Origin of the sequence: Hoeflea algicola (assembly GCF_026619415.1) — a bacterium.
Taxonomy (GTDB): Bacteria; Pseudomonadota; Alphaproteobacteria; order Rhizobiales; family Rhizobiaceae; genus Hoeflea; species Hoeflea algicola.
This window is the reverse complement of sequence record NZ_JAOVZR010000001.1, coordinates 957,613-984,215: the sequence shown is the minus strand read 5'-3', so window position 1 is coordinate 984,215 and position 26,603 is coordinate 957,613. Positions and strand designations below refer to the sequence as shown.

General features: G+C 59.1%; 23 protein-coding genes, 1 tRNA gene and 2 pseudogenes. 15 read left to right on the top strand and 11 right to left on the bottom strand.

What is annotated here, in order from left to right; genetic code table 11:
* Positions 1 to 68 precede the first annotated feature (68 nt).
* Positions 69 to 1,808, top strand: coding sequence for a peptidoglycan DD-metalloendopeptidase family protein (locus OEG84_RS04920; RefSeq protein ID WP_267652694.1), 1,740 nt, complete (start codon positions 69 to 71; stop codon positions 1,806 to 1,808).
* A gap of 78 nt (positions 1,809 to 1,886) precedes the next feature.
* On the opposite strand, the gene OEG84_RS04915 is transcribed toward OEG84_RS04920, so the two are convergent.
* Positions 1,887 to 2,756 (bottom strand): ATP-binding protein, encoded by an 870-nt coding sequence (locus tag OEG84_RS04915; RefSeq protein WP_267652693.1) that lies wholly within the window; start codon positions 2,754 to 2,756, stop codon positions 1,887 to 1,889.
* 204 nt (positions 2,757 to 2,960) lie between these two features.
* Here OEG84_RS04915 and yajC point away from each other — a divergent pair, with 204 nt between their 5' ends.
* The 6 genes and pseudogenes from yajC (at position 2,961) to OEG84_RS04885 (ending at position 8,795) form a co-directional block, all read left to right on the top strand.
* On the top strand, positions 2,961 to 3,290 hold the full coding sequence (gene yajC / locus OEG84_RS04910) for a preprotein translocase subunit YajC (protein ID WP_267652692.1): 330 nt from the start codon (positions 2,961 to 2,963) through the stop codon (positions 3,288 to 3,290).
* Positions 3,291 to 3,381: 91 nt separating this feature from the next.
* A pseudogene (gene secDF / locus OEG84_RS04905) lies at positions 3,382 to 5,953 on the top strand (protein translocase subunit SecDF).
* Positions 5,954 to 5,956: 3 nt separating this feature from the next.
* Positions 5,957 to 6,343 carry an Mth938-like domain-containing protein gene (locus OEG84_RS04900; RefSeq protein ID WP_267652691.1) on the top strand — a complete coding sequence of 129 codons (387 nt, stop codon included), beginning with the start codon at positions 5,957 to 5,959 and terminating at the stop codon, positions 6,341 to 6,343.
* Between the two features lie 3 nt (positions 6,344 to 6,346).
* Complete coding sequence (locus OEG84_RS04895; RefSeq protein ID WP_267652690.1) at positions 6,347 to 7,225, top strand: phytoene/squalene synthase family protein; 879 nt, start codon at positions 6,347 to 6,349, stop codon at positions 7,223 to 7,225.
* A 147-nt stretch (positions 7,226 to 7,372) separates the two neighbouring features.
* Positions 7,373 to 7,831, top strand: a complete 459-nt coding sequence (locus OEG84_RS04890) for a hypothetical protein (RefSeq protein ID WP_267652689.1) — start codon at positions 7,373 to 7,375, stop codon at positions 7,829 to 7,831.
* Complete coding sequence (locus OEG84_RS04885) at positions 7,824 to 8,795, top strand: sterol desaturase family protein (RefSeq protein WP_267652688.1); 972 nt, start codon at positions 7,824 to 7,826, stop codon at positions 8,793 to 8,795. The genes OEG84_RS04890 and OEG84_RS04885 overlap by 8 nt, the downstream gene beginning before the upstream one ends.
* Positions 8,796 to 8,865: 70 nt before the next feature.
* On the opposite strand, the gene trmFO is transcribed toward OEG84_RS04885, so the two are convergent.
* The 4 genes from trmFO to OEG84_RS04865 all read right to left on the bottom strand — a co-directional run bounded on the left by trmFO (position 8,866) and on the right by OEG84_RS04865 (position 11,544).
* Positions 8,866 to 10,302: a methylenetetrahydrofolate--tRNA-(uracil(54)-C(5))-methyltransferase (FADH(2)-oxidizing) TrmFO gene (gene trmFO, locus OEG84_RS04880; RefSeq protein WP_267652687.1), complete on the bottom strand. Its 1,437-nt coding sequence runs from the start codon at positions 10,300 to 10,302 to the stop codon at positions 8,866 to 8,868.
* Between the two features lie 110 nt (positions 10,303 to 10,412).
* Entirely contained in the window at positions 10,413 to 10,556 is a 144-nt protein-coding gene (locus OEG84_RS04875) for a DUF1127 domain-containing protein (RefSeq protein WP_267652686.1), read from the bottom strand.
* A 307-nt stretch (positions 10,557 to 10,863) separates the two neighbouring features.
* Positions 10,864 to 11,007, bottom strand: a complete 144-nt coding sequence (locus OEG84_RS04870) for a DUF1127 domain-containing protein (protein WP_267652685.1) — start codon at positions 11,005 to 11,007, stop codon at positions 10,864 to 10,866.
* 396 nt (positions 11,008 to 11,403) lie between these two features.
* A complete protein-coding gene (locus OEG84_RS04865; RefSeq protein ID WP_267652684.1) occupies positions 11,404 to 11,544 on the bottom strand; it encodes a DUF1127 domain-containing protein in 141 nt (46 codons plus the stop codon).
* Between the two features lie 268 nt (positions 11,545 to 11,812).
* Here OEG84_RS04865 and OEG84_RS04860 point away from each other — a divergent pair, with 268 nt between their 5' ends.
* The 4 genes from OEG84_RS04860 (at position 11,813) to tig (ending at position 15,378) form a co-directional block, all read left to right on the top strand.
* Entirely contained in the window at positions 11,813 to 12,931 is a 1,119-nt protein-coding gene (locus OEG84_RS04860) for a DUF2157 domain-containing protein (protein ID WP_267652683.1), read from the top strand.
* Positions 12,928 to 13,536, top strand: a complete 609-nt coding sequence (locus tag OEG84_RS04855) for a GDYXXLXY domain-containing protein (protein WP_267652682.1) — start codon at positions 12,928 to 12,930, stop codon at positions 13,534 to 13,536. The genes OEG84_RS04860 and OEG84_RS04855 overlap by 4 nt, the downstream gene beginning before the upstream one ends.
* 152 nt (positions 13,537 to 13,688) lie before the next feature.
* Positions 13,689 to 13,773: transfer RNA gene (locus OEG84_RS04850), tRNA-Leu, on the top strand.
* Between the two features lie 183 nt (positions 13,774 to 13,956).
* Complete coding sequence (tig, locus tag OEG84_RS04845; protein WP_267652681.1) at positions 13,957 to 15,378, top strand: trigger factor; 1,422 nt, start codon at positions 13,957 to 13,959, stop codon at positions 15,376 to 15,378.
* A 215-nt stretch (positions 15,379 to 15,593) separates the two neighbouring features.
* Here tig and OEG84_RS04840 read toward each other — a convergent pair whose 3' ends face one another.
* From OEG84_RS04840 to phaC, 6 genes and pseudogenes are all read right to left on the bottom strand, one after another.
* A complete protein-coding gene (locus tag OEG84_RS04840) occupies positions 15,594 to 16,712 on the bottom strand; it encodes an amidoligase family protein (protein ID WP_267652680.1) in 1,119 nt (372 codons plus the stop codon).
* 30 nt (positions 16,713 to 16,742) lie between these two features.
* The gene (locus OEG84_RS04835; protein WP_267652679.1) at positions 16,743 to 17,147 is read right to left on the bottom strand and encodes a hypothetical protein; all 405 of its coding nucleotides are present in this window, start codon (positions 17,145 to 17,147) and stop codon (positions 16,743 to 16,745) included.
* A 265-nt stretch (positions 17,148 to 17,412) separates the two neighbouring features.
* Positions 17,413 to 18,245, bottom strand: a pseudogene (gene radC, locus OEG84_RS04830) (RadC family protein).
* A complete protein-coding gene (map, locus tag OEG84_RS04825; protein ID WP_267656087.1) occupies positions 18,242 to 19,069 on the bottom strand; it encodes a type I methionyl aminopeptidase in 828 nt (275 codons plus the stop codon). The pseudogene radC and the gene map overlap by 4 nt, the downstream one beginning before the upstream one ends.
* 46 nt (positions 19,070 to 19,115) lie before the next feature.
* Entirely contained in the window at positions 19,116 to 19,841 is a 726-nt protein-coding gene (sfsA, locus tag OEG84_RS04820) for a DNA/RNA nuclease SfsA (protein ID WP_267652678.1), read from the bottom strand.
* A gap of 90 nt (positions 19,842 to 19,931) precedes the next feature.
* Entirely contained in the window at positions 19,932 to 21,767 is a 1,836-nt protein-coding gene (gene phaC, locus OEG84_RS04815) for a class I poly(R)-hydroxyalkanoic acid synthase (RefSeq protein ID WP_267652677.1), read from the bottom strand.
* 177 nt (positions 21,768 to 21,944) lie between these two features.
* Between phaC and OEG84_RS04810 the strand changes: the two genes are divergently transcribed.
* From OEG84_RS04810 to glpX, 4 genes are all read left to right on the top strand, one after another.
* Positions 21,945 to 22,487: a hypothetical protein gene (locus tag OEG84_RS04810; RefSeq protein ID WP_267652676.1), complete on the top strand. Its 543-nt coding sequence runs from the start codon at positions 21,945 to 21,947 to the stop codon at positions 22,485 to 22,487.
* A 175-nt stretch (positions 22,488 to 22,662) separates the two neighbouring features.
* Positions 22,663 to 23,880, top strand: coding sequence for an LL-diaminopimelate aminotransferase (locus OEG84_RS04805; protein WP_267652675.1), 1,218 nt, complete (start codon positions 22,663 to 22,665; stop codon positions 23,878 to 23,880).
* Positions 23,881 to 23,969: 89 nt separating this feature from the next.
* Positions 23,970 to 25,292: a homoserine dehydrogenase gene (locus OEG84_RS04800; protein ID WP_267652674.1), complete on the top strand. Its 1,323-nt coding sequence runs from the start codon at positions 23,970 to 23,972 to the stop codon at positions 25,290 to 25,292.
* Between the two features lie 192 nt (positions 25,293 to 25,484).
* Positions 25,485 to 26,471 carry a class II fructose-bisphosphatase gene (glpX, locus tag OEG84_RS04795; RefSeq protein WP_267652673.1) on the top strand — a complete coding sequence of 329 codons (987 nt, stop codon included), beginning with the start codon at positions 25,485 to 25,487 and terminating at the stop codon, positions 26,469 to 26,471.
* The last annotated feature ends 132 nt before the right edge of the window (positions 26,472 to 26,603 follow it).

Below are 26,603 nucleotides of genomic sequence, written 5' to 3'. Positions count from 1 at the left end.
TTTAACCGATGAGTAACACTAACGCGCTTTAATCATCACAGTTGGTATTGCGTTGATTGGGTGGTGTTATGCGTCTCAGACAGACTGTTGTTTCCGGTACTTCGGTAACCCGAATGCTCGGCGTCGCGCTTCTGGCAAGCTCCGCCGCAGCTTGCAGTTCGGATGCAAACCGTTTCGCCTATAAAAATGCGGATCAGTTGTACACCGCCTCAGTGCCGCAGCCGTCTTCGGCTTCGCTGGCGCCGATGGGTGCGCCGATTCCTCCAGGCGCCGTTGCCTCCGGATCCGCGCAGGCATCGGCCTATCCCCAAGCACCAAATACAGTTTCACAGGCATTTCCGGGCGATTACCGGGCGCCGGCCCAGGCGAGCTATGACCCGACCGCGACCGGTTCGGTTACCGGATCCGTGGTTCGGCAGACTACGTCGCCTTCGAGCCTGATCGGCAATGGTGTTCAGCGGACCAAGGATATTGCGCGTTCGGTTCTGCCGAAGCGCCAGCCCGCGGTTCTGCCGGCTCTTGCAGCGCCAACCCGCACAGCCGCGGTTACAACACCGGCGCCGCAACGCGTGGCCGCTGTCGCGCCGTCGGTAGCGGCGCAGCCTTTCCCGGAACGTCCGGCACAGTTGAGCGCGTCGGTGCAGCCAAGCTCGACCTTCAGCAACAATGCTGAGCCGGTAATGGCGCCGGATCCGATTGTCACCGGCACAGCATCGCGCGATGCTGGCTGGACAACCACGGGTGCAACCCGCATCACAATGGGTCCGGGCGAAACCATTTATAACCTGTCCAAGCGCTATGGCGTACCGGCCAGCGAGATCATCAAGGCCAATGGCATCAGCGACCCTTCGCGCGTATCTGCCGGTCAGCAGTTGTTGATCCCGGTGTATGTGTATTCGCGTCAGGCGCCGGTGTCCGCACCGGACAGCAATCCCAAGACCCGCGCCTCCAAATCCGGTGCCGGACTGCGTGGCGAAGCGAGCCAGGACAAGATTCCGCTGCCCACACCGGCCCCGCGGCGCGATGTCGCCGTGCTGCCGTCAGCACCGTCGCTGCGCAACCCCGAGAACGCCGAATCTCAGTCCGCTTCACAGCCGGTGACCGAGAAAACTGCGGCGTCGGGCGGCAATTCCTCGTCAGCTGGTGTCTATGCCGTCAAGGGCGGCGACACTCTGTCGAAGATCGCCCGCAATCACGGGGTAAGCGTTGACGCTTTGAAAGCCGCCAACGGCCTTTCGGGTTCGAATATCCGAATCGGCCAGACGCTGGCTATTCCGGGCAAGGGTTCGGGCGCAGTCGATACAACGGTGACGGCTTCGGTGAAGCAGGATTCGACGCCAAAGGCCTATACGCCGCCGACCCAGAAGGCGCAGGACGGTGTGGCCGCAAAAACCAATGCAGATGTGGCCTCGATCGCACCTGCCGCGACCGGTATCGACAAGTTCCGCTGGCCGGCCCGCGGCCAGGTCATCACCGGCTACGCAAAGAACGAAAACGGCAAGCGTAACGACGGTATCGACATTTCCATGCCGACGGGGACGCCGATCAAGGCTGCTGAAAACGGGGTGGTGATCTACTCCGGCGATGGCCTGAAGGAGTACGGCAAAACCGTGCTGATCCGCCACGATGACGGGCTGGTAACGGTTTACGCGCACGCCAATACGCTCAATGTCAATCGTGGTGACAAGGTCGGGCGCGGTCAGGTGATCGCAAGTTCCGGCATGACCGGCGTGGCGAAGACCCCGCGGTTGCATTTCGAAGTCCGCAAGAACGCCTCACCGGTCGATCCGATGGGCTATCTCGAATAATTGCCCTCCAGGCAAAAGTGCAAAAAAGGCCAGCGTTGATAACGCCGGCCTTTTTTCGTTGTGGCTGCGCGCCGTGTCTCAGAGGGTCTGTCCCAGACGTCCGGCAAGATCCTGGATGAATTGCCAGGCGACGCGTCCGGACCGGGCGCCGCGTGTGGTTGACCATTCCAGAGCTTCGGCGCGCAGTTCGTCCGGATTGATCTTCAGGTCATAATGGGTCGCATAACCGGTGATCATGTCGAGATATTCATCCTGACTGCATTTGTGGAAGCCGAGCCAGAGACCGAATCGATCCGACAGCGAGACTTTCTCCTCGACGGCCTCATGCGGATTGATTGCCGTAGAGCGTTCATTGTCCATCATGTCGCGCGGCAGCAGATGTCGGCGGTTGGAGGTGGCGTATAACAGCACATTGTCCGGCCGGCCTTCGATACCGCCATCAAGCGCTGCCTTGAGTGACTTGTAGGCCGTGTCGTCATGATCGAAGGAAAGATCGTCGCAAAACAGGATGAAACGGCCGGGTGCGGGCCTCAGGATCGACATCAGAGCGGGCAGCGAGTTTATGTCCTCACGGTGGATTTCCACCAGCTTGAGCGGTGCCGGTAGGCCTTCCTGGGCTGCAAGTTTGGCATGGACGGATTTTACCAGCGACGATTTACCCATGCCGCGTGCGCCCCAGAGCAGCACATTGTTGGCGGGAAGGCCGCCGGCGAAGCGCTGGGTATTTTCGACGAGGATGTCACGGACATGATCGACGCCCTTGATCAGGTCAATTTCAATCCGGTTGGGTCTGCCCACCGGTGCGAGGTATTCGGCCTCTGCGTCCCAAATGAAGCAGTCTGCTGCCTGAAAATCACTGATTGCGGGCTTTGGCCCCGCAAGTGATTCCACAGCGCGGGTGAGGCGGGCGAGCTCGGTAAGGATTTGCCGTGCGGTTTCGTCTTGCATGTTGATGTCCGGGGGCTAATTTGTCTGCGGGGCGGGTACTGCGAGCGGGTAGCACGCGGTGTCACTGCGGAAAAGTGGTTTGCCGCGGGGATTTCACGCTACCATTTGCCATGTTTGCGTTGCAATCGGCCATGTTGCCACTATATTCCGCTCGACTGTTGGCGGGCCCGCTGGGACGCCCATACTTTTCTCAAGGAGTGTTTTATGTTTGTGACCCCGGCCTATGCCCAATCCGCCCTGGGTGGCGGCGGCAGCGAGATGCTGATGTCGATCCTGCCGTTTCTGCTGATCTTCGTGATCATGTATTTCCTGATCATCCGGCCGCAGCGTACGCAAGCGAAGAAGCGCGAGGAAATGCTCAAGAACGTGCGCCGTGGCGACCAGATCGTTACCGGCGGCGGCATGATCGCCAAGGTCACCAAGGTTGTTGACGATGCCGAACTGGAAGTCGAGATTTCCGATGGCGTCAAGGTCCGGCTGGTCCGCAGCCTGATCGCGGATGTTCGCAGCAAGAGCGAACCCGTCAAGGAATAGCCACAAATGAACGGGTAGGAGTGTTTCTGCCCGTTTTTGTGTCAGGCCATACTTGAACCTTTTTCGTCCCCAAGGATGAACCGAGAGCACTATGCTGTATTTTTCCCGTTGGAAAACAACCCTGATCTGGCTTGCTGTGCTTGCCGGCGTGGTGTTTGCATTTCCAAATCTGCTGACGTCGCAACAGGCTGAAAGCCTGCCTGAATGGGCCCCGTCCAAGCAAATGACGCTCGGGCTCGACCTGCAAGGCGGCTCCTACATGCTGCTGCAGGTTGAACGCCAGGACATCGTCAAGGACCGGTTGACCACCACGGTGGATGACGTGCGCCGGTTGCTGCGTGAAGCCGGGATCGGCTACACCGGCTTGTCGGGCACCGGGCAGATGGTTCAGGTGCGAGATCCGCGACGAGGCGCGCATAGAGGAAGCCAAGACGGTTCTGGCTGAACTCTCGGAGCCGATAAATTCGGGTCTGTTTGGCGGCGGCACGGTAGCTGAGGCGACCATTGAGGAAGAAAGCCAGCCGGGTTTTTTGCGCATTCTTCTGACCGACGCCGGGATTGATTACCGGGTGTCATCAGCAGTGGCGCAGTCAATCGAAGTGGTACGCAAGCGCATCGATGAGCTCGGCACCACCGAGCCGGTGATTCAGCGGCAGGGCGCCGACCGGATTCTGGTTCAGGTTCCTGGGCTGGAAGATCCCGAGCGGCTCAAGAACCTGCTTAACCAGACCGCCAAGCTTGCGTTCAGGATGGTCGACAGTTCGATGTCGGTGCAGGAAGCAATCGAAGGTCGCCCGCCGGCAACCTCGGAAGTGCTCTATTCCACAGATGATCCGCCGATTCCCTACCTGATCCAGAGATCGGTTCTGGTGTCGGGTGAAAACCTGGTCGACGCGCAAGCAGGTTTCGATCAGCGCACCAACGAGCCGGTGGTCACGTTCCGCTTCGATTCCAAGGGCGGCCAGCGTTTTGGCCAGGCCACCACCCAGAATGTTGGTTTGCCATTTGCCATTGTACTTGATGAGCAGGTGATTTCGGCGCCGGTGATCCGCGAGCCGATCCTGGGCGGAACCGGTCAGATTTCGGGTAGTTTCGACGCCCAGAGCGCCAATGATCTGGCCATTCTTCTGCGTGCCGGCGCATTGCCGGCAACGCTCACCGTGATTGAAGAGCGTACGGTCGGACCTGGCCTGGGTGCGGATTCAGTTGCTGCCGGTGAAATCGCCGGCATAATCGGTGCGTTGCTGGTGCTGGCATTCATGTTCGTTGCTTACGGCACGCTCGGCTTCATTGCCAATCTGGCGTTGATTGCCAACGTCTGCATGATCATCGCGCTTCTCACTGTTCTTGGGGCGACGCTGACCCTTCCGGGTATTGCGGGTATCGTGCTGACCGTTGGTATGGCGGTCGATTCCAATGTGCTGATCTATGAGCGCATTCGTGAGGAACATCGGGCCGGACGATCGTTGATTCAAGCCATCGATGCGGGGTTCAGCAAGGCCTTCGCCACCATTCTTGACGCCAACGTGACCACGCTGATTGCTGCTGTCATCCTGTTCTATCTCGGTACAGGCCCGGTGCGCGGTTTCGCCATCACGCTGGCTATCGGTATTGTCACGACCGTGTTTACCGCTTTCACCCTGACCCGGTGGCTGGCTGCTGAATGGGTCAGGCGCAGACGCCCCAAGGCCATGCCCAAAGGCGCGCTCGACCTGTTTATTCGGGATTTCAGTTTCCGTTTCATGTCGTTTCGCCGGTATTCCTTCATTGCCTCGGCCGCGGCATCGCTTTTGGCTTTGGGACTGTTTGCGACAGTCAACATGAATTACGGCATCGACTTCATGGGTGGGTCGATGATCGAGGTCCAGTCCAAGCAAGGCAACGCCGATGTCGGTGACATCCGCGCGCGGCTTTCCGAGCTTAATCTGGGCGATATCCAGGCGCAGGAATTCGGGACGCCACGCGAAGTGCTGATCCGTGTTCAGGCCCAGGGCGGCGGCGAAAACGCCGAGCAGACCGTAATCACGCTGGTGCGTGGCGAACTCGAGGGCGATTATGACATTCGCCGTGTCGAGGTGGTCGGACCGACTGTGTCGGGCGAATTGGCGCAAGCCGGCACGATTGCCGTGATCGCCTCGCTGTTGGCGATTCTGGTCTATATCTGGTTCCGGTTCGAGTGGCAGTTCGCGCTTGGCGCGGTGATTGCCACCATCCATGACGTGGTGCTGACGATTGGCATTTTCGTGATCACCGGGATCGAGTTCAACCTTTCAAGTATTGCGGCGGTGCTGACAATTGTCGGCTACTCTCTCAATGACACGGTGGTGGTTTATGACCGGGTGCGCGAGAATCTGCGAAGATACAAGAAGATGCCTCTTCCGGCTCTGCTTGATCGGTCGATCAACGAGATGCTGCCGCGAACGATCCTGACTTCGGTGACAACATTGCTGGCGTTGTCGGCGCTGTACATCTTCGGCGGCGAAGTGATCCGGTCGTTCACCTTCGCGATGATCTTCGGTGTGGTGGTAGGCACCTATTCATCGAACTATATCGCCGCACCGGTGCTCATCCTGTTCAAGCTCCGTGCGGATAATTTCCGTGTCGGACTAGATGTGGAAGAGCCCAGCGAGGTTGAAACAACAACTGACAAGAGCACGGCCTGAGCCATGGCCCGGGGCATCGAGATACGCGAAGCGCATTTCCCGGGCCGGGCGCCGATCGACGCCTATGGCAATGGCGGTTTTAGGTTTGCCGACATGTCGCATCGCGGCTCCATCCTGTGCCTGCCATCGGGTATCCATGGCTGGCAGGTGGAGCCGGATCAACCGCTTGATATGGCGTTGTTTGCGCAGGTGCTGGCGGAAGCCGGCGACATCGAATTCCTGCTGGTGGGGACCGGAATGTCTATACGGCCGCTGCCCGCGGAGTTGAAATCGGCGTTGCGGGCCGCCAACATATCCTCGGACCCGATGAGTACTGGGGCGGCGGTGCGCACCTATAATGTGATGCTTGCCGAATCGCGCGCAGTGGCGGCTGCGCTGATCGCTGTCTGAGCGATGGTAAACCCCGTTTCCTCTACCGCACCGAGCTCCCCGCTCCCCGACCAGACCACGCTTGAAGCGCTGCGCGCGGCCGATATCGACCGCTATCTGGCGCTATTGTTGATGCCGCCTCCAGCACAGGCCGATCTTGCCGCGCTAATGCTGTTCAACGCCGAGATTGCCGCGATCCGTGACAGGATCCGCGACCCGCTGCCGGGCGAGATCCGGCTGCAATGGTGGCGCGATGTGTTGTCGGGCGAGCGCGCCGGAGAGGCCGAAGCGCACCCGGTTGCCAGTAATCTGATGGCGATGATTGCCCGGCGCAGCCTACCGCTCGCACCGCTGATGGCGATGTGCGACGCGCGCCTGTTCGATCTCTATGATGACCCGATGCCGGACCGAACCAGCTATGAAGGTTATGCTGGGGAAACGGCCTCGGCATTGTTGCAGATGTCTGCATTTCTGATTGACGCCGAGGCATCCGCCGACACTGCCACTGCAAGCGGCCATGCCGGCGTGGCCCAGGCGGTCGCCGGACACCTGATGATGCTGCCGCTAACGCGTGCGCGCGGGCAGGTGTTCGTGCCGGGCGATCTGCTTGCCGCCACGGGATTTGACCGCGAAAAATTTCTGGCTGGCGACAATGAGACTGCGGTTTCAGCTGCGGTGCGGGCTTTTGCCGGCTTTGGCCGGGATCATTTGCGGCTGGCGCGCGCGGCGATATCAGACAGCCCGGCCAGCGTGCGTGCGGCCTATCTTCCGGTGGCTCTGGTGGAACCGGTGCTCGCGCGGGCAGAAAAGCTCGGATCGGACTGCCTCAAATCGCCACCGCAGCCACCGCAATGGCAAAGGCAATGGCGGCTTTGGCGCGCGGCGCGCAGCGGCCGCATCTGATAATTTGACCCAAAACCGTCTGCTAGCAGACCGGGCGAATGGCGCAAAACTCGCGGGCGACTGTGGACGGCTTGCACGGCGTCAATTGGCGCGGCATAGTCGGACGCGATTGACGCAGATGGGAGTTGCGTCAGGCGGAGGAAAATCATGAGTCTGGGTGTCTTGATCGTAGTGGTGGCCATCGGCGTGATGCTGGTCGTTGGCGTCGTGCATTATACCGGCGGATCGCGCCGGAAGGATACGCGAGATCATGGCGAGGTGATTCTCGAATTTGCGCGGGCCTATCCGGGCGAGGCGATACGGTCGGTTATCATGACCGAAGACGGCGTCGGCAGCTTCTTGCGGCTGGCCGATGGCAAGACTGGATTTCTGCAGCTGATGGGCCGGCACTATGTGGCGCGGTTGATCGAGCCTGGCGATGTGGCGGTGGCGGCAGTCGAGGGCCGCCCGGGCCTGTCGGTGAAGTTTCATGATTCAACCCTGCGCGGCGGCGATTACGTGTTCGAATCGGCCGAAGACGCGGCGGAAGTCTCGTTGTGGTTGTGCGGCGGATTTGCCTTGGCAAGTCCGACAATCGAAGGACCGGAGGAGGGGCAGAATGCCTGATCTGAAGGATTTTCCGGATGTGACCCAATTGGCGATCCCGTTTTTCGTGATCGCCATGCTCCTGGAATTGCTGGTCATTCGCCTTTTCAAGGCGCGCGGTGATTACGAGACCCGCGACACGCTGACCTCGCTGTTGATGGGGGTGGGAAATGTGGTTTCCGGCCTGCTGCTCGGCTTCGTTGCGTTCGGGGTGCTGATGTGGGCATGGGAATTCCGAATCACCGATCTGGGGACATCATGGTGGGTGATTGGACTGTGTTTCATTCTCGATGACCTGCGTTACTATTGGTATCACCGCATTGCCCATCGTTGCCGCTGGGTCTGGGCCGAACACGTCAACCACCATTCTTCCCAGCACTACAATCTTTCGACCGCGCTCAGGCAAAGCTGGACCGGTACGTTCACCGGGATGTTCATCCTCAGGATTCCGCTGGCGCTTATGGGTTTCCATCCGGTTCTGCTGTTGTTCGTCGGCGGTTTGAACCTGGTCTATCAATTCTGGATTCACACCGAGGCAATCGGCCGAATGTGGCGACCGATCGAGTGGATCTTCAACACGCCGTCGCACCATCGGGTGCATCACGCCACCAATCCGCGATATCTCGATTCAAACTATGCCGGCACGCTGATCATCTGGGACCGGATGTTTGGCACCTTTGTGCCGGAGCTTGATGAGGACATGCCGCGCTACGGTATCGTCAAGAACATCGGCACATACAATCCGGTGAAGGTTGCATTCCATGAATGGGTCGACATGTTTGGTGACTTTGTACGACCTGGGCTGACGCTGATCCAAAGGCTGGCCTATCTGTTCGCGCCGCCCGGATGGAGTCACGACGGATCACGCAAGGGGTCGGAGAGGCTGAAGGCAGATTATGTGGCGCAGCACCCGGAGGCTGCCGGAATGCCTGGTTTGCCTGGCGACAAACGGATTCCGAGCGGGCCGGTGGCGCCGGCGGAATAGCCGGTTCAGAACATCTCATTTATTCAAGCGTAACCGAGTGCGCAGCGCTGCACCGTGCTGGAACGTCAATCTATTCGGCGGCGATCTTGGCCTGGTCGACGCCCAGCCATTTAGCGCAATCGGTCAGTGCGCGACGTGCCATTGCCTGCTTCTTGGCCTTGGCCTTGTCCTTGCCACGGAATCGGCCGCCCCCTTCGGGACGGACAATTGCGCCGGGATCGAGCGGCGGAAACAAGCCGAAATTGACGTTCATCGGCTGGAATGATCGTTTGCCGGGTTCGTCGTCGCTCACCAGATGGCCACCGGTGATGTGATTGAGCAGCGCCCCGAAGGCGGATGTCAGCGGCGGCGGCGGCAGGCTCTCGCCAAGACGTTCGGCAGCGGCGAAGCGGCCGGCGATGAGTCCGATCGCTGCGCTTTCGACATAGCCCTCGCAACCGGTAATCTGCCCGGCAAAACGCAATCCCGGACGGGTCTTGAGCTGAAGTGTCCTATCGAGCAGCAGCGGTGAATTGAGATAGGTATTGCGGTGCAGCCCGCCAAGCCGGGCAAATTCAGCGTTCTGCAGGCCGGGAATCATCCGGAAGATATCAGCCTGAGCGCCGTATTTCAGCTTGGTCTGGAATCCGACCATGTTGTAAAGCGTGCCCAGCGCGTTGTCCTGGCGCAATTGCACCACCGCATAGGCCTTGATGTCGGGCTGATGAATGTTTGTCAGACCCATCGGCTTCATCGGTCCATGGCGCAGGGTTTCGCGACCGCGCTCTGCCATGATCTCGATCGGCAGGCAGCCATCGAAATATGGTGTGCCTTCCCATTCCTTGAAGCCGGTGGTGTCGCCGGCGATCAGCGCGTCGATGAAGGCATCGTATTGATCCTTGTCCATCGGGCAGTTGATGTAATCGCTGCCGGTGCCGCCGGGGCCGACCTTGTCGTAGCGCGACTGGAACCAGCACACCGACATGTCGATCGAATCGGTGTGGATGATCGGCGCGATAGCGTCGAAGAAGGCGAGCGCATCCTGGCCGGTCTCGGCGCGGATCGATTCGGCCAGGTCCGGCGCAGTCAGCGGTCCGGTAGCGATGATTGCCTGGTCCCATTCGGCAGGTGGTAGACCCGACACTTCCTCGCGGGCAATGGTGATCAGCGGTTCGGCTTCGATCTTCTCGGTGACGACCCTTGCAAAGCCCTCGCGGTCGACGGCCAGCGCGCCGCCGGCGGGCACCTGATTGGCATCGGCGCAAGCCATGATCAGCGAGGAAGCCATCCGCATCTCGGCGTGAATGACGCCGACAGCATTGTTTTCCGCGTCATCGGAGCGGAAGGAATTGGAACAGACCAGTTCGGCCAGACTGTCGGTCTTGTGGGCCTCGGTGCCGCGCACTGGCCGCATCTCGTGCAGGATTACCGGAAGGCCGCGGCGGGCGATCTGCCAGGCGGCTTCGGAGCCGGCGAGGCCACCGCCAATGACATGAATGGGGGAACTGGAGTTATCTGTCTTGCTCATGGCGTCCGTTTACCACGGGTCCGAGCCCGGCTCAAAGATGATTCGACACATGGGGCACAAACAAAAACGGCGCCCCCGAGGGACGCCGCTTGAAACATATACAGACTGGATTAACGGCGCAGGCCGCGTGCCACATTGTCGATGTCGAAACGTGTGAGGCCGATATCGGCCAGGGTTTCGTTGGACAGGTTGGAAAGCTGGTGGGCGGTCTGGCGGGTTTTCATCCAGCTGCGGGCTTTGGAAAGAATGTTCATGTCGGTCTCCTCGGGAAAGGCCCGCTCGGGGCCGTCAATCTGATGCCCCGTATATAGGCACTTGCACTACATTTGTGCAGCGCAATATTGGCAAGCCAGGTATGCAATACCCGGATAGCTCGTTAATGGAAAAATAGGTTCTGAAATGTGCCGCCAAATTGGGCAGTTGCCTGCTTGCTTGCCATGCGTTTTATGCCGTTGGGCGCGCGTCAATTCAATGCCGGCAGCCGCAAATAGAAACAGCGCCCTGTTTCCAGGGCGCCGTTTGAAATGGCCGGTCGAAACCGGGCATATGGTCTGCCGGTTCTTAGTTGCCCGGACGGCGTGCAACGAACGGGATGTCACCGCGGGAGATGCCCAGGTCGTTGAGTTCGCGCTCAGACATACGCGACAGTTCGTTGACGGTGTTGCGGTAGTCGCGCCAGTTTTTGTAAGCGTTACGAATGTTCATGGTCATGTTCCTTTTGAATTCGCGCCGGTCGTTCCAGCGCCGTGTTTGATGATCCTGATATAGGACCGCTAACTCGATTTGTGCAGTGCAATATTATGCATAGGCGCCATGCATTTGTTGCAACTCAGGTTAACAACATGCTGTTTCGCTTTACCAATCGCGACGGTGCAGGCGTTGGCCGAGAACCGTTTTGAAAGCGCTCAGATGATCGCAGCGATAATGGAATGAGGCAGACAGGGAGAGTGCGGGGTGTTGCCCAAAAAATAACGCCCACCGGGGGAGGAGGATCCGGTGGGCGTCATTTGGAGAGACTGACGCTCGGGAGGAGGATGAACGTCAGTCACATCGAAGCGGCTATTGGGAGGAGGAGGGCGCCGCTTCGAATTCCTAATTCTGTTATACGGCGCGGCGTGCGACGACTGGAATGTCGCCGCGGGCCATACCGATGTCGTTCAACTCGCGTTCGGACAGCTTGTTCAGCTCGACGCAGGTTTCACGATACTTCCGCCAGCTGGCGTAGGAGCGGATCAAATTCATGGACTCTCTCCTTATTTACCGCTGTTTTTCGGATCGCCACCGCGGCGTTCCGATGAGCCAGATATAGGTATATCTAATCGATTTGTGCAGTGCAATAAATACATAGAAGCCATGCATTTTTGCATAGCTCTGCCATGGTTGATCCCGGTCTGTCGCAGCGCCCGGAAAAGCCTCGTCGGAGCCATGTGCGAGGTTATCGATGTCGCCAGTCTACATTGTACGGCGCGGGGGTTGGTGTACTTTGTGAACGGCTGAAACAAGACAGGATATGACCGTGTTGCGCAGATATCTGGCTCGGGAGATCGAGCAATGGACGACAGCGGGTTTGTTGCCCCCTGGCCAGGGAGCGGTGCTGCTGGCTGATCATGACCGGCGTCACACCGGCTTCAGCCTTGCAGCCGTTCTGGCGGTATTGGCCGCGATTTTGCTGGGCGCGGCTGTCATTGCGCTGGTGGCCGCAAACTGGGAACTAATCGCGCGACCGATGCGGGTGTTGATGCTGGCCGTGCTGATCGGAGCCGGGCTGGTGACGGCGGTGATGGCGTTACGCAAACGCGCCAGATGGGTGTGCGAAGCGGCTCTGGTGTTTTCGCTTTTGTGTTTTGGCGCGGGTATCGCGCTTGTCGGGCAAATGTATCATCTCAGCGGTGATGATGTCGCGTTCATGCTGCTGTGGACACTGGGCGCGATCGCCATGTCGCTGAGCTTCTCCTCGCCAATGGCAGCGGTCGGCGCCGGGTTGCTGGCGTTTGGGTATCTTTCCGCCATATCCGGTGCGATGGATTTCGGAGCGGGAGGCGTCAACGATTTGACTGCTCATCTGTCAGTATTGGCGATTGGCCTCGTAATCGCGGTTTCGGCCTGGCGGGCGGGTTCAGTGGTGGCAGGGCATCTGGTGGCTTTGTTGCTGATCTGCTGGATGATCTGGCTCACCATAGACAAATCCGATGTGAACCCCGGCTATGTGCTGGCAGCAATCGGTCTCGCTGCCTTTGCCGTCGGTTCGCGTCTGCCGCCGGCGCTGGCCGGGTTTGCCGCTCGGCATGGCGCAGTATCGGCCTATGGAGCGGTGTTGTTGCTGTGCGGGGTCGGGCTGGTGCAGATCGAGCATGATGGCGAGTGGATTGTGGTGCAGCTTGCGCTGGCGGCGCTGATCCTGAGTGCAAGTATCGTCGTGCTCGCCATTGCTGGCGGGCATAACCGGCTGATCCGGCGCTTTGCCTATTTCGTCTTTGCCGCCGAGGTCCTCTATGTAGTCAGCGAAACGCTGGGAACGCTGCTTGGCAGTTCCGGTTTCCTGTTTCTGGGCGGGTTGGTGCTGGCTGCCATTGCCGTGGCGGTGATGAAGATCGAAAAACGGTTTCAAACAGGGAAGGACCAGTCATGACGGGGTTGGCTTCGACACTGCGCAGACCGCTCAATCCGGTGATTGCCGGCATTTTGTGCGCAGTCTTCATGATCGGTTCGCTGGCGATGATGATCCAGAGCCGGGCATCGATCCTTAGGGACGGGACGGAAATCATCCTCAAGACCGAGCCGATCGACCCGCGCGACCTGATGCGCGGGGATTATGTGCGTCTGCAATATGATGAAATTTCGCGACCGGAGCGGGCACTGTTTTCGGGTGACTGGCCGCAGCAAGATCGCTACGCGCCGCTGTGGCTGACACTGGCGGTTGGCGAGGACGGTGCTGCAACCGTGACAGCCATCAGCCTTGAAAGGCCGGTGGATGCCGGTAAGGGCACGGTTTTGCTCAGAAGCGATCCAGTCATGTTGTCTGCGGATGCCGGCAATCAGATCAGCCAGGGTCAGTTTGCGCTCAAATTCGGAATCGAGCGCTACTACGTGCCGGAGGGAGAGGGGCTTGAGATCGAGAGTGCGCGCAATGCCGGACGGGCCACTGCCGCAATCCGGGTTTCCAAGCGTGGCGTAGCGCAGATTGCCCGACTGATGATCGATGGCGAGACACTGTATCAGGAGCCATTATATTGATAAGGTGCCGGGCGGTCAGGCTCCGCGCGGTCCATCGGGGCAAAAACCCTTGCCGGAAAGGCGATTTTCCCTTTGATCGCCGCCAAACGGGTGATATAGAGCGACCGCGTTCAGGGTCGCCCTCGCGCGAGCGTGGTTTTGCGGCCTTCTGAGCGGGTATGGTGAAATTGGTAGACACGCCAGATTTAGGTTCTGGTGCCGTAAGGCGTGGGAGTTCAAGTCTCTCTACCCGCACCAATTAAAGTCCGGTCTGGCCGCCTGAAGATGGCGCGTGACGACAGGGCTAGTGCAAAGTGGCATTCAGCCGGCCCTGCCGGCCCGGAGCCAAGGACGAATAATGCCACAAGCGACGCCGGAAAACCGGCCCAGTCGCGGGGCCAACCCGAACGGTCGCAGTCGCGAGGAAATGAAGGTTTGAACATGCAGGTTACCGAAACGCTTGCCGAAGGGCTGAAGCGCGAATTGAAGGTAGTTGTCCCGGTCAAGGACATGGAAGCGCAGCTCAACGAAAAGCTCGCCGAGGCCAAGGGCAAGATGAAGATCAACGGCTTTCGGCCGGGCAAGGTGCCGATCTCGCATCTCAAGAAGGTCTATGGCCGTTCGATCATGGCGCAGTTGGTCAACGAGATGATCCAGGAAAAGCCGGCTTCGATTCTGGCCGAGCGTGGCGAAAAGGCTGCAACGCAGCCGGAAATCTCCATGACCGAGGACGAAAAAGAAGCCGAAGAGATCCTCACTGGATCGGCGGACTTCGAATTCACCATGGCCTATGAAGTCATTCCCGCCTTCGACCTTGCCGACATTTCCGGCTTCAAGATCGTGCGCGAGGTTGTTGATGTTCCGGCCGAGGAAGTCGAGGAGCAGGTGCTTCGGGTTGCCGAAAACAGCCGTAGCTATGAGCCCAAGAAGGGCAAGGCTGCCGATGGCGACAAGGTGACGATCGATTACCTTGGCAAGGTCGACGGCGAACCTTTCGAAGGCGGCGCTGATCAGGACGCGGAACTGGTGATCGGTTCGAACCGATTCATTCCGGGTTTTGAAGAGCAGCTGGTCGGCCTCAAGGCTGGCGACGAGAAGGTGATCACGGTCACGTTCCCGGCCGAATACCAGGCCGCGCACCTTGCGGGCAAGGAAGCCACCTTCGACATCAAGGTCAAGGCAATTGCCGCACCGGGCGAGTTGGAAATCAACGACGAACTGGCCAAGACGCTGGGTCTTGATTCGGCTGACAAGTTGCGCGAGATCGTTCGTTCGCAGATCGAAAGTCAGTATGGCGAAGTTACCCGCCAGAAGCTGAAGCGGCAGATTCTCGATCAGCTCGACGAGACCCACAAGTTCGATTCGCCGTCGAAGCTGGTCGATGCCGAGTTCGAAAGCATCTGGCGTCAGATCAATCAGGAACTGAGTGATAACGGCAAGACCTTCGAAGACGAAGACACCACGGAAGAAGCTGCGCGCGAAGACTACCGCAAGCTCGCCGAACGCCGCGTTCGTCTGGGTCTGGTTCTGTCGAAGATCGGTGAAGAGGCCAACATTCAGGTCAGCGACGAGGAACTGCAGCGCTCGCTGTTCGAGCAGGTCCGGAAGTTCCCCGGCCAGGAAAAGGAAATCTACGAATATTTCCAGAAGACTCCTGGCGCCGTTGCTTCGCTGCGGGCTCCGATCTTTGAAGAAAAGACCATTGATCATATGCTCACCGTCATCGACGTGACGGACAAGAGCGTGACCAAGGAAGAGTTGATGGCTGACGACGAGGCCGAGGCCTCGGACAAGCCTGCGGCCAAGAAGAAGGCTCCGGCCAAGAAGAAAGCTGCCAAGAAAGACGATACAGCTGCCGAATAAGGCACTGTTCGATTAATTACAGAACGCCGGGGCATTGCTCCGGCGTCTTTGATTCCGGCCCGTTTGGGACGCCCATTTTGCGGTTAGGAGCAGCACCGGAGGACATTCGCGCAAGGAAGGGTAAGCAAGCCGCCCTTGTGAGCTGGGAATCTCTCGTCGGCGCTCTATGGCGCGCGCTGGCGGTACGTGCGTCTGACTTGGGACTTGCGGACTTGTCAGGAACTGAGAGTTGGCATTGGCTGGCTGGCGATCTTGCCAAGCCAGTGTTGCTTGGTTTCAGGCTCCAGCGGCAATCGCTCGACTAATTGACCAAGCGTGCTCGTCTTGATCTTGCGTGCGTCGATTCCAGGATCAAGGGCTGCGTGCAGCAGTCCCTCCAACAGCGCGGTTGACCTGATAACGTTGCCGACATCGAATTCGACGGGCAGGATCCGAACTTCAAATGTGTGCTTCTTATCCGTGGCATGGACCATGTTGATGATATTGAAATCGACATATTTTGTCAGTTTCAGCTGACCTAGCTGAAGACGGGCATCATCCCAGCTCAAACTTGCAAATTCGGGGGTTTCGATCAGATCCATCAATTCGGCGGGCCATTTGCCCAGGCGGGTGCAGTGGGGATTGGTTCCAAGCAGGGCTTTCAGCTGGTCGCCGAAGCGGTCGAAAATCAACACGAGCCTCGCGAAACTGGCGGTGGAGCACAGCGGGGCCGCATCAAAATGGACGTGCAATGCAGCCTCGGCAGGGATTGTGAATCCCATATCGGCGGCCGGACCAAGCAAGGCCGCAAGGCGCTCGTGGTGGTCAGAACTGATCGGCGGAGTGATGATTTCGCAGGGCCGCTCGCGTTCGCCGGGCAGGTGGGTTGCCATAGCGATCGAGGCATGACCGTCGGCGAGACGAACCATGCCATTGTCGAACTGCTGAAGATCGACCCCAAAAAGCGCGGCGCTGGGCAATAACACGGTATCGAGCGAGGCGTTCGGATCAGAATGACGCTTGATCAACCGCAGGATACGGGCATCGTCGCCGACGATGCGATACCATCCCGGTTTGGGCGGTGCCGACCTGTCGAGATCAGCCTGCAACGTCATGTCGTCGGCGCAGCGGGCAATCAACGAACCGGAGGCGTCAAAGGCGTCGTAGCCAAGGGTCAGGTTCTCGAACACCTGAATGCTGTCGGTATGAACCAGTTCCGCCTGCGGTACAAACACGGGCGCAACGGTTCCACCACCGGCGCGTTCGGCCAGGCGCAAGGCCAGATCTTTCCTGCTGGCCCCCTGAGGGGCTAGCAATTCGACCTCATAGCCAACTTTCCAGTGAATGGCAGACATTGTTGGCGATTGCCTTTGTGGCGGTGAGCTCTATCGAGCCTTTGCCAATTCGCTGACAACCCAGTGGTTGCCGCCGCCCTCGACGTTGAGGACGATCTTCATCTTGGCGTCGTAGGGAGTCATGCCGCCACCCCAATAAGCTGCCAGGGCCGCAGCATCATCATAGCTGTAGACCGGGTTGTCCATGTCTTCGAACCCGCAGGAATTACCGTCCTGTGACCAACGAGTTGCAGCATTCCTGAGCTTGTCCTTGAGGTCTTTCTCCTGGCGTTGCAGCAGCATTTCGCCAGCACCGATCTTGGCGCTCCATTCGTCGGTTCCCCAGAAGTGTGCCAGTACTTTGGCGTCGCAATAGGTGTATTTCTGGCCGCGATAAAACGCATCGACCGATGCCTGATCATTTTGCGCAAGTGCGGCGGATGGAAGAATTGCCATTCCCAACACCGTAGATGCTCTAACAATTGCGTCGCGGCGGGAGATGTTTTTATTATTTGGCATATCGCTCAACCTTAGGTTATGTGTTCTGTTGTTTTCTATTTAACTGTGAAGATTTCGTATAAACATTAAATCAGCGTCAAATATTTCCATATTACTCTGACTAATCTATTGTAAATATTGCAGGCCCGCAAGGTAATTGCGAGCCGGATTCAATTTATGGACGGAACAATCTTGTCGCCGAGGCGGAACTTGATGCAACACGCTAAATAAGCTTCAGGCCCTTGAGACTGGCGTGGCCGTTCTTGCCGATGATGATGTGGTCATGAACAGTGATGCCGAGTGGGCGGGCCGTGTCGATGATCAGCTTGGTCATTTCGATGTCGGCGCGCGAGGGCGTCGGATCGCCCGAAGGGTGGTTGTGGACCAGGATGATCGCGGTGGCGGACAGTTCCAGCGCTCGCTTCACCACCTCGCGGGGGTAGACCGGGGTATGATCCACGGTTCCGGTCTGCTGCACCTCGTCGGCGATCAGCGCGTTCTTCTTGTCGAGAAACAACACTCGGAACTGTTCGCGCTCCTCGAACGCCATCGCCGCCCGGCAATACTCGATGACCGATGACCAGGATGCCAGCACCTGACGTCCCTTGAGGTCGCTCTTGAGCATGCGATGGCAATGGCGGCAACCAGCTTGAGATCGGTGGCGACACTGTCGCCTACGCCCTTGACCTCGGTCAGCAATTGGGTCGGTGCGCCGAGAACTTCGGATAGTGATCCAAACCGGGCGAGCAATGCCTTGGCGATCGGTTTGGTATCACGGCGCGGGATTAACCGGAAAAGCAGCAACTCGAGCAGTTCGTAATCTGCCAACGCCCGGTCGCCGCTTTCACGAAACCGCAGCCGCAAGCGGTTGCGGTGACCATGGTAATGTTCTTCCGGAGCCTGGGGGGCAGGAACGTCGCCATCGGCGATGGCGTGGCCTCTGGCTCTAGCCGGCCGTGTTTCTGCGAACCAGGCCCGTTCATCTGCGGGCGCGTCATCGGTGCCCTCGTCGCTCAGGCCCTTTTTACTCAGACCTGGTCGACGAGGCGATGTCATGCGGGCAGGCCAGGCCGGTCAAATCCGCCCGGAGACAGGGTGAAGATCTCGCAGCCGGTTTCGGTGACGCCGATGGTGTGCTCGTATTGCGCCGACAGCGAACGGTCGCGGGTGACCGCGGTCCAGCCATCGGACAGCACTTTGACATGCGGGCGACCGAGATTGATCATCGGCTCGATGGTGAAGAGCATGCCTGCACGTATCTCCGGGCCTTCATTGGCACGACCGTAGTGCAGGATATTTGGTGCGTCGTGGAACATTTGCCCCAAGCCGTGACCGCAGAAATCGCGCACCACCGAGCAGCGTTCGGCTTCGGCATAGGTCTGGATGGCTTCGCCAATGGCGCCTGTACGGACGCCGGGCTTGACCGCCTCAATGCCGAGCATCAGCGATTTATGGGTGATTTCCAAGAGCCTCTCGGCGGCGCGCTTGATCTGGCCAACCGGGTACATGCGGCTTGAATCGCCGTGCCAGCCGTCGAGCACATAAGTGACGTCGATGTTGACGACGTCGCCCTCGCGCAGCGGCTTGTCGTTAGGGATGCCGTGACAGACGACATGGTTGATCGAGGTGCAGCAGGATTTGGTGTAGCCGCGATAGTTCAGCGTTGCCGGCAGCGCGCCGTGATCCTGGCCGAATTCGAACACGAAACGATCGATCTCGTTGGTGGTGACGCCAGGAGCGACGCGTGACACCAGTTCGTCCAGACACCGTGCCGTCAACTGGCTGGCTTTGCGCATGCCCTCGAAGCCTTCGGGGCCGTAAAGCCGGATCTGACCAGTGTTTTTCATCGGGGCCGACGTCGCGTCGATATAGGTAACCATGGCAGGCTCGCTTTGTCTCATCTGCCCGGGCTGCGCCGGCAGGGGTTCATGATACGCTGTTTAATCCGGATTCCTCAACGGGGACAACGAACTCAGCGCGAATTTGCTCCGGTGTGATCTTGCACCGTATGGCGCAAGCTTCAACCCCGCGCTTCATGGCTCGGTCAAAGGCCGTGGCATAGGTCTTATCAAGGTCGCGGCACAGCCTGAGCCGGTCCACATCCGAGCGCTGTATCAGATAGACCATAATCGCGCGGTGTCCAGCCTCCGCCATGTCGCCAAGCTCCTCGAGATGTTTGGCGCCGCGGCTGGTGACCGAGTCGGGGAATTCGGCGAGACCGGGTTGGCGGCAAAAATGGACATTCTTGACTTCGACATAGGCTTTGCCGCGCACCGGATCGTCCAGCAGCATGTCGATGCGTGAATTGATCCCGTATTTCTGCTCGCGTTTCAGCACCGCGTAGTCGCCAAGCGTTCCCAGCAGCCCCTCCTTTATTGCATCCTCGACCAGCCGGTTTGGTCGGCCGGTATTGATGCCGACAAGCGTGCCGTCGGCTTCGACGAGTTCCAGCGCATGGCGGTATTTGCGCGTCGTGCTGCCGATGTGCTCGGTCAGGTAGATCCGTGAGCCCGGTGCGGTCAGCCCCAACATAGAGCCCGTATTGGGGCACGATCCGGTGATCGCTTCGCCATTGTCGAGTTCGGCGTCGAACAGGAACCGCTTGTAACGGCGGACAAGCCGGGCGCGGATCAGGGGCGGGTCAAATTGCATCGCCGGGCGCATAACAGGGATCGCCACCCGTGGCAAACCAGGTGCGCGCGCCGTTATGCGCTCTGAGGGAGAGAAAAAACGCGTCAGGCCTCAGACGCGAACCCGCACATAGGAGCCCGGCGCATCCTCGATCGGCTTGAGCTTGGTTCCGCCGGGCTTGCGCGCCGGCACTTCCTCGTCGGATTGGGACCGGATCCATGCATGCCAGTGTGGCCACCAGGAACCTGGTGTCTCCTTGGCGCCGGCAACCCAATCGTCAAATTCCGCATTCTTGGGGCCATCGCTCCAGAACTGGTATTTTCCGGCTGCGGGTGGATTGACGACACCGGCAATGTGTCCCGATCCCGACATCACATAGGTAACGTCGCCACCGAGCAGCTTGCCGCCGATATAGGCCGAGCGGGCAGGGGCGATATGATCTTCCTTGGCTGCAAGGTTATAGACCGGGATCTTGACCTTGGAGAGATCAAGGGTCTTGCCGGCAAGTTTCATCCGGCCTTGCGAAAGGTTGTTCTCTAGGTAGCAATTACGCAGATAAAAGGAGTGGTTGGCCGCCGGCATTCGCGTTGCATCTGCGTTCCAGTAAAGCAGGTCGAAGGGCATCGGATCCTTGCCCTTGAGGTAGTTGTTGACGACATAGGGCCAGATCAGATCGGAGGCGCGCAGCATATTGAAAGCTGTGGCCATTTTCGACCCGTCGAGATAGCCGCTCTTTTCCATCGCCGTTTCGATAGATGCTATCTGGTCCTCGTCGACAAACACCTTGAGATCACCGGCATGGGTGAAATCGGTCTGGGTGGTGAAAAAGGTCGCCGTGGCGATGCGACTGTCTTTCTCCTGGGCGTGCAGCGCCAGAGTGGCGGCCAGCAAGGTACCGCCGACGCAGTAGCCGATAGCATTGACCTCGCGCTCGCCGGTGGCTTTCTCGATGGTATCAAGCGCAAACGAGATGCCTTCACGCGAATAAGCTTCCCAATCCTTCTTGGCATGGCGCTCATCCGGGTTGACCCAGGAAATCACGAAAACGGTATGCCCCTGCTCAGTGGCCCATTTGATGAAGGATTTTTTCGGGTTGAGGTCGAGAATATAGAACTTGTTGATCCACGGCGGCACGATCAGCAGCGGCCGCTTGAGAACATTTTCGGTCAGGGGGGCGTACTGGATGATCTGGCAGACGTCGTCCTGAGCGACCACCTTGCCTTCCGACAGAGCAATATTTTCGCCAACGACGAACTTCGAGGCATCCGATTGCCGAATCTTGAGTTCACCCTTGCCGGCGACGATATCCTCGGCGAGCATGTGCATGCCGCGAACCAGATTTTCTCCGTTGGAGGCGACCGTCTCCTTGTAGAGTTCGGGATTGGTGAGCAGGAAATTGGCCGGCGACAGCGCGCTGGTGATCTGGCGGATGTAGAATTCGGCCTTGTGACGGGTGTGTTCGTCCAGTCCTTCGCTCTCGCTAACCAGCTTGTTGGCCCAGTCCGAGGTGATGAAATAGGCGTTCTTGATGAATTCGAAGAACGGATTGTCTTCCCAATCGGGATCTGAAAAACGCTTGTCAGCCGACTTTGCGCGCGGCGTCTCATCTTCACCTGACATGCGGCGGAGGGATTCGCTCCACATGCCGAAATAACCGGTCAGCAGTGAAGTCTGAGCCTCGATGGCGCGCTTGGGATCGGACAACCAGTATTCGCCGACCTTGGAGAAGGTCTTGACCATGTCCGCCATCGGCTCGGAGACGGTGTCGGAGACCTCACCCTTTTCACGCGGCTCGACCCAGGCCGAGGCGGCCTTACCGAGCTCTTCGAGCATCCTGGCGACATTGCGGGCGAAGGCCTCAGGGTCCTTGACCACATAAGCCCCCACAGACGACGTTTCGGAGCCGGCCTGCGTGCCACTTGTGGTATTCTTGCCCTTATCGGCCATTCTGGTGCCTCCTGTGCGGGTCCGAAACTTGATTTCGGGTCGGCTTGTGCCTTAAATCGGCTTGATTGGCGTGTTGTTAACCAGCATGGACCTAACAACGCCAAGCATCAGTTTATTCTTGATACGGACTTTTTTTGTTCCTGTCATGACCGCCATCAGGTGGAGACCATTATACACGTGAATATACCACAGAATGTCCTGCCGGCGCTGGGTGCGCTCATGGTGCTTGTACTTTCGGGGTGTCAAACCGCATCGCTGGAGGATGCTGCCCCGAAGACTGTGCCAAGCAATCTTGCGACCGTCAGCGCTCAAACGGACACCCCTGATACAGGGACGGCTGATGCCCAAGCCACGCCGCCCGTGCCTCAGACCGTGGCAAAGGCGGATGACGACGCCCCCGCTTCCACAATCATACGACGCAACCCCGGCTTCAAATCGGTGATTCCGATCGAAAAAACAACACCTGTGGCGACCGAAGAGTTTGTTGAATCCGGCGCCCGCCGAACCGGCGAGTATCCGGTGATTGGTCGCAAGCAGACGGCGGCAAACAGTCAATTGTCGGCTACGGAGAAAAGTGCTGCCGAAGCGGAAATGGCCAAGCTGTTGCGGGAACGGGCTCAGACGCCGGATGGGCGCGCTGAATATGAGGCACGGCTCAAGGAACTCAGGGACCTGGCCAAAAACCATGCGGCAGACACCCAGCGCGAGATCGAGCAATAAGCCGCGCGTTAAAGCGTAGCTGCGCAGTTTGGACCAACTTGTTGCCGGGGAGACGGATGACGCAGCGTGCGTCCACGGGCAAATAAAGTTCGCCGTCAGATCTTGCCTTTGGCCCGGTTTGGCCGCAAACCCCTGACACGAAATCCACTAACAGCCGTCAACTCCGGGGAATTCCATGGAAGAATTTCACAAAGTTCGCAGACTCCCGCCCTATGTGTTCGAACAGGTCAATCGCCTCAAGGCCTCGGCACGGGCAGGGGGCGCGGATATTATCGATCTGGGGATGGGCAACCCCGATCTTCCCACTCCGAAGGCCATTGTCGACAAGCTGTGTGAAGCCGTTCAGGATCCCCGCACCCATCGTTATTCGACCTCGCGGGGCATCCCCGGTTTGAGGCGTGCCCAAGCTGGTTATTATCAGCGGCGGTTCGGCGTCAAACTTGATCCGGAAACCCAGGTAGTCGCCACGCTTGGCTCGAAAGAGGGGTTTGCCAATATGGCGCAGGCCATCACCGCGCCGGGCGATGTGATCCTGTGCCCGAACCCGACCTATCCGATTCATGCATTTGGCTTCATCATGTCCGGCGGCGTTATCCGTTCGCTCGATGTGGTGCCGGACGACAGTTTTTTCGGCCCGCTGGAGCGCTCGGTCCGACATTCGATCCCTAAGCCGCTGGCGCTGATCCTGAATTACCCGTCCAATCCCACCAGTTATGTGGCGACGCTTGATTTCTACAAGGAGGTCATCGCGTTCGCCAAGAAGCACGACATCATTGTGCTTTCCGACCTTGCCTATTCGGAAATCTATTTTGACGGCAACCCGCCGCCATCGGTGCTGCAGGTACCCGGCGCGATGGATATTTGTGTCGAGTTCACGTCGATGTCGAAGACCTTCTCCATGCCCGGTTGGCGGATGGGCTTTGCCGTTGGCAACGAGCGGCTGATTTCGGCGCTGACGCGGGTGAAATCCTATCTTGATTACGGCGCTTTCACGCCGATCCAGGTGGCGGCGACCTCGGCACTCAATGGTGACGGCGCCGACATCAAGGAAGTCCGCTCGATCTACAAACGCCGGCGCGACGTGCTGGTTGAAAGCTTCGGCAAAGCCGGCTGGGACGTACCGCCGCCGCCGGCTACGATGTTTGCCTGGGCGCCGATCCCGGAGCCATTCAAGCACATGGGATCGCTGGAGTTTTCCAAGCTGTTGATCGAGAAGGCCGATGTTGCGGTGGCCCCGGGTATCGGCTTCGGCGAGTATGGCGACGAGCATGTGCGTATCGCGCTGGTGGAGAACGAGCACCGGATCCGGCAGGCGGCACGCAACATCAAGCGGTTCTTTTCGACCGCCAATGGCGGCGGCGACAATATGGTCTCGATGACCGCGCGGCGTTGACCGCCCGGACGACCGCCGTTAAACCGCCCATGAAATTCTAAAGTTCGCTGCAATCGCTGGCGAAGCTTTCACACAGGTGGACCATTGATATGACTGATGCCCTGAAAATCGGCATTGCAGGACTGGGAACCGTCGGCGCCGCGCTGTTTGGCGCGATTACCACCCGGCACAATCTGCTGACCGATATCTGCGGTCGTGAAATCCGCATTATCGCGGTGAGTGCGCGTGACCGCAGCCGCGACCGGGGAATCAATCTCGACGGCATCGCCTGGTTTGACGATCCGGTGACAATGGCGCGGGATGCCGATATCGACGTTTATGTCGAACTGATCGGCGGCGATGGCGATCCGGCGCACGCGGCTGTGGCTACGGCGCTCGAACGGGGTCGGCATGTGGTTACCGCAAACAAGGCGCTGCTTGCCAAACATGGTGTGGCGCTGGCAGGACTGGCCGAAGACAACGGCGTGCTGCTGAATTTCGAGGCGGCGGTGGCTGGCGGAATTCCGGTGATCAAGGCGATGCGCGAATCGCTGACAGGAAACTCGATCCAGCGGATCTACGGCATTCTCAACGGCACCTGCAATTACATCCTGACCCGGATGCAACGCGACAATATGGGATTTGCCGAATGCCTGGCCGAAGCACAGCGGCTTGGCTATGCCGAGGCCGATCCGGCGTTTGACATTGAAGGCAATGATACAGCGCACAAGCTGGCGATCCTGACCAGCCTGGCTTTCGGTACGCAGATTGCCGGCGACGAAGTCTATATCGAGGGCATCACCAATATTTCGATCGATGACATCCATGCCGCCGACGAACTGGGATACCGCATCAAGCTGCTGGGTGTGGCCTTGCGCACTGCCACCGGCATAGAGCAGCGGGTTCACCCGACCATGGTGCCAAAGGGTTCGATGATCGCCCAGGTCGAGGGTGTCACCAACGCCGTGACAATTGAGGCCGATATTCTGGGCGAATTGATGCTGTCGGGTCCCGGTGCGGGCGGCGACGCCACCGCATCTGCGGTGCTCGGCGATATCGCCGATATTGCCAAGAGCCGGCCTGGTCACCAGCATGCGCCGGCACTTGGGCGCCCGGTGGCAAAGCTCGAGCCCTACCAGCGGGCGCAGATACAGAGCCATGAAGGCGGCTATTTCATCTCGCTCAAGGTCGATGACCGGGCAGGGGTATTCGCCTCGATCGCCACGCGGATGGCCGAGAACAATATTTCGCTGGAATCTATCGTTCAGCGAGCGCGGCCCGGTGGTGCGGAAGCCGGACCGCAGACGGTCATTCTGGTCACCCACGCCACCACCGAATCCCGGGTGCGCGCGGCGGTGGATGGAATCAAGGCCGAAGGTTACCTGACGGGCGAACCTCAGGTGATCCGCATCGAACGCACCAACGGGAGCTGATCGCGGAGCATGTGATCAGCCGTTTCGGCGCAATGTCACAAAGCTGCGGTATATTGGCCGGGCTTAATCGATTTAGTTTTGGCTTCGTTCAAAAACCAGCGAAAACAAAGGCTTTAATGTGAGTTTCACATTGCCTTGCTGGCTTTTAAAGCGGTATGAGCGGCCATACGACACAGCCGGGAGACAAGCGCAATGGCGGACACGCATACACAATCAAGCGGTCTGGATCGTATCCTGACGCTCGAAATCGCACGGGTGACCGAGCGCGCCGCCGTTGCCGCAGCACGGTTGCGTGGCCACGGCGACGAGATGGCTGCCGACCAGGTGGCTGTCGACGCCATGCGTTCGGAGCTCAACCGTCTGCCGATCGACGGTGTGGTTGTGATCGGCGAAGGCGAACGTGACGAGGCGCCGATGCTCTATATCGGCGAAGAAGTCGGCAACCGCGAAGGCGCCAAGGTCGACATCGCGCTCGACCCGCTCGAGGGCACGACGATCTGCGCCAAGAACCTGCCCAATTCGCTGGCGGTGATCGCGATCGCGGAAAAGGGCAGCCTGCTCTATGCGCCCGACGTTTATATGGACAAGATTGCCATCGGGCCTGGCTATCCGGCCAATACGGTGGCGCTTGAAGCGAGTGCGACCGACAATATCCACGCCGTGGCTCGCGCCAAGGGTGTAGCCGTGAACCAGGTGACGGCTTGTATTCTCGACCGGCCGCGGCATGCGCGACTGATCGAGGAAGTGCGGGCGACAGGCGCCGCGATCCGCCTGATTGGCGATGGCGACGTGGCCGGCGTAATCCACACAACCGATCCGGACGAAACCGGCATCGACATCTATATCGGTATCGGTGGTGCGCCTGAGGGTGTGCTGGCGGCAGCGGCGCTCAGATGCATTGGCGGACAGATGCAGGGCCGGCTGCAGCTCAATACCGATGAGAAGGTGGCGCGCGCCGCCAAGATGGGGATTTCCGATCCCAACAAGATCTACACGATGGAAGAAATGGCCAGCGGCGACGTTTTGTTTGCCGCAACCGGTGTGACCGACGGTAATCTGCTGCATGGCGTGCGCTTTACCCGCGACGCGATTATCACCCATACCATTGTCATGCGTTCGTCTTCGCGCACGGTGCGCGAGATCAAGGCGCGGCACCAGGACCTGTCAAAGTTCGACTGATATTTTCCGTCATGGAATGGATATCGGAACGCGCGGAGAGCAATGCCTCCGCGCGTTTTGCTGTGACAGGTCGAATGCGCTATGAGCAAAGGAGCAGAGCGCTCCGGTGGAGTCTGTGCCTGCGCGGGGCTT

Bases quoted from the DNA above. Each gene is read 5' to 3' on its own strand.
- OEG84_RS04890 (WP_267652689.1), top strand. From the start codon at position 7,373: ATGAGTCTGGGTGTCTTGATCGTAGTGGTGGCCATCGGCGTGATGCTG.
- OEG84_RS04885 (WP_267652688.1), top strand. From the start codon at position 7,824: ATGCCTGATCTGAAGGATTTTCCGGATGTGACCCAATTGGCGATCCCG.
- phaC (WP_267652677.1), bottom strand. From the start codon at position 21,767: ATGGCCGATAAGGGCAAGAATACCACAAGTGGCACGCAGGCCGGCTCC.
- map (WP_267656087.1), bottom strand. From the start codon at position 19,069: ATGGTTACCTATATCGACGCGACGTCGGCCCCGATGAAAAACACTGGT.
- OEG84_RS04865 (WP_267652684.1), bottom strand. From the start codon at position 11,544: ATGAATTTGATCCGCTCCTACGCCAGCTGGCGGAAGTATCGTGAAACC.
- OEG84_RS04855 (WP_267652682.1), top strand. From the start codon at position 12,928: ATGACGGGGTTGGCTTCGACACTGCGCAGACCGCTCAATCCGGTGATT.
- yajC (WP_267652692.1), top strand. From the start codon at position 2,961: ATGTTTGTGACCCCGGCCTATGCCCAATCCGCCCTGGGTGGCGGCGGC.
- OEG84_RS04800 (WP_267652674.1), top strand. From the start codon at position 23,970: ATGACTGATGCCCTGAAAATCGGCATTGCAGGACTGGGAACCGTCGGC.
- tig (WP_267652681.1), top strand. From the start codon at position 13,957: ATGCAGGTTACCGAAACGCTTGCCGAAGGGCTGAAGCGCGAATTGAAG.
- OEG84_RS04920 (WP_267652694.1), top strand. From the start codon at position 69: ATGCGTCTCAGACAGACTGTTGTTTCCGGTACTTCGGTAACCCGAATG.
- sfsA (WP_267652678.1), bottom strand. From the start codon at position 19,841: ATGCAATTTGACCCGCCCCTGATCCGCGCCCGGCTTGTCCGCCGTTAC.
- OEG84_RS04895 (WP_267652690.1), top strand. From the start codon at position 6,347: ATGGTAAACCCCGTTTCCTCTACCGCACCGAGCTCCCCGCTCCCCGAC.
- OEG84_RS04835 (WP_267652679.1), bottom strand. From the start codon at position 17,147: ATGGCAATTCTTCCATCCGCCGCACTTGCGCAAAATGATCAGGCATCG.
- trmFO (WP_267652687.1), bottom strand. From the start codon at position 10,302: ATGAGCAAGACAGATAACTCCAGTTCCCCCATTCATGTCATTGGCGGT.
- OEG84_RS04915 (WP_267652693.1), bottom strand. From the start codon at position 2,756: ATGCAAGACGAAACCGCACGGCAAATCCTTACCGAGCTCGCCCGCCTC.
- OEG84_RS04860 (WP_267652683.1), top strand. From the start codon at position 11,813: ATGACCGTGTTGCGCAGATATCTGGCTCGGGAGATCGAGCAATGGACG.
- OEG84_RS04870 (WP_267652685.1), bottom strand. From the start codon at position 11,007: ATGAACATTCGTAACGCTTACAAAAACTGGCGCGACTACCGCAACACC.
- glpX (WP_267652673.1), top strand. From the start codon at position 25,485: ATGGCGGACACGCATACACAATCAAGCGGTCTGGATCGTATCCTGACG.
- OEG84_RS04900 (WP_267652691.1), top strand. From the start codon at position 5,957: ATGGCCCGGGGCATCGAGATACGCGAAGCGCATTTCCCGGGCCGGGCG.
- OEG84_RS04805 (WP_267652675.1), top strand. From the start codon at position 22,663: ATGGAAGAATTTCACAAAGTTCGCAGACTCCCGCCCTATGTGTTCGAA.
- OEG84_RS04840 (WP_267652680.1), bottom strand. From the start codon at position 16,712: ATGTCTGCCATTCACTGGAAAGTTGGCTATGAGGTCGAATTGCTAGCC.
- OEG84_RS04875 (WP_267652686.1), bottom strand. From the start codon at position 10,556: ATGAACATTCTTTCCAAAGCCCGCAGCTGGATGAAAACCCGCCAGACC.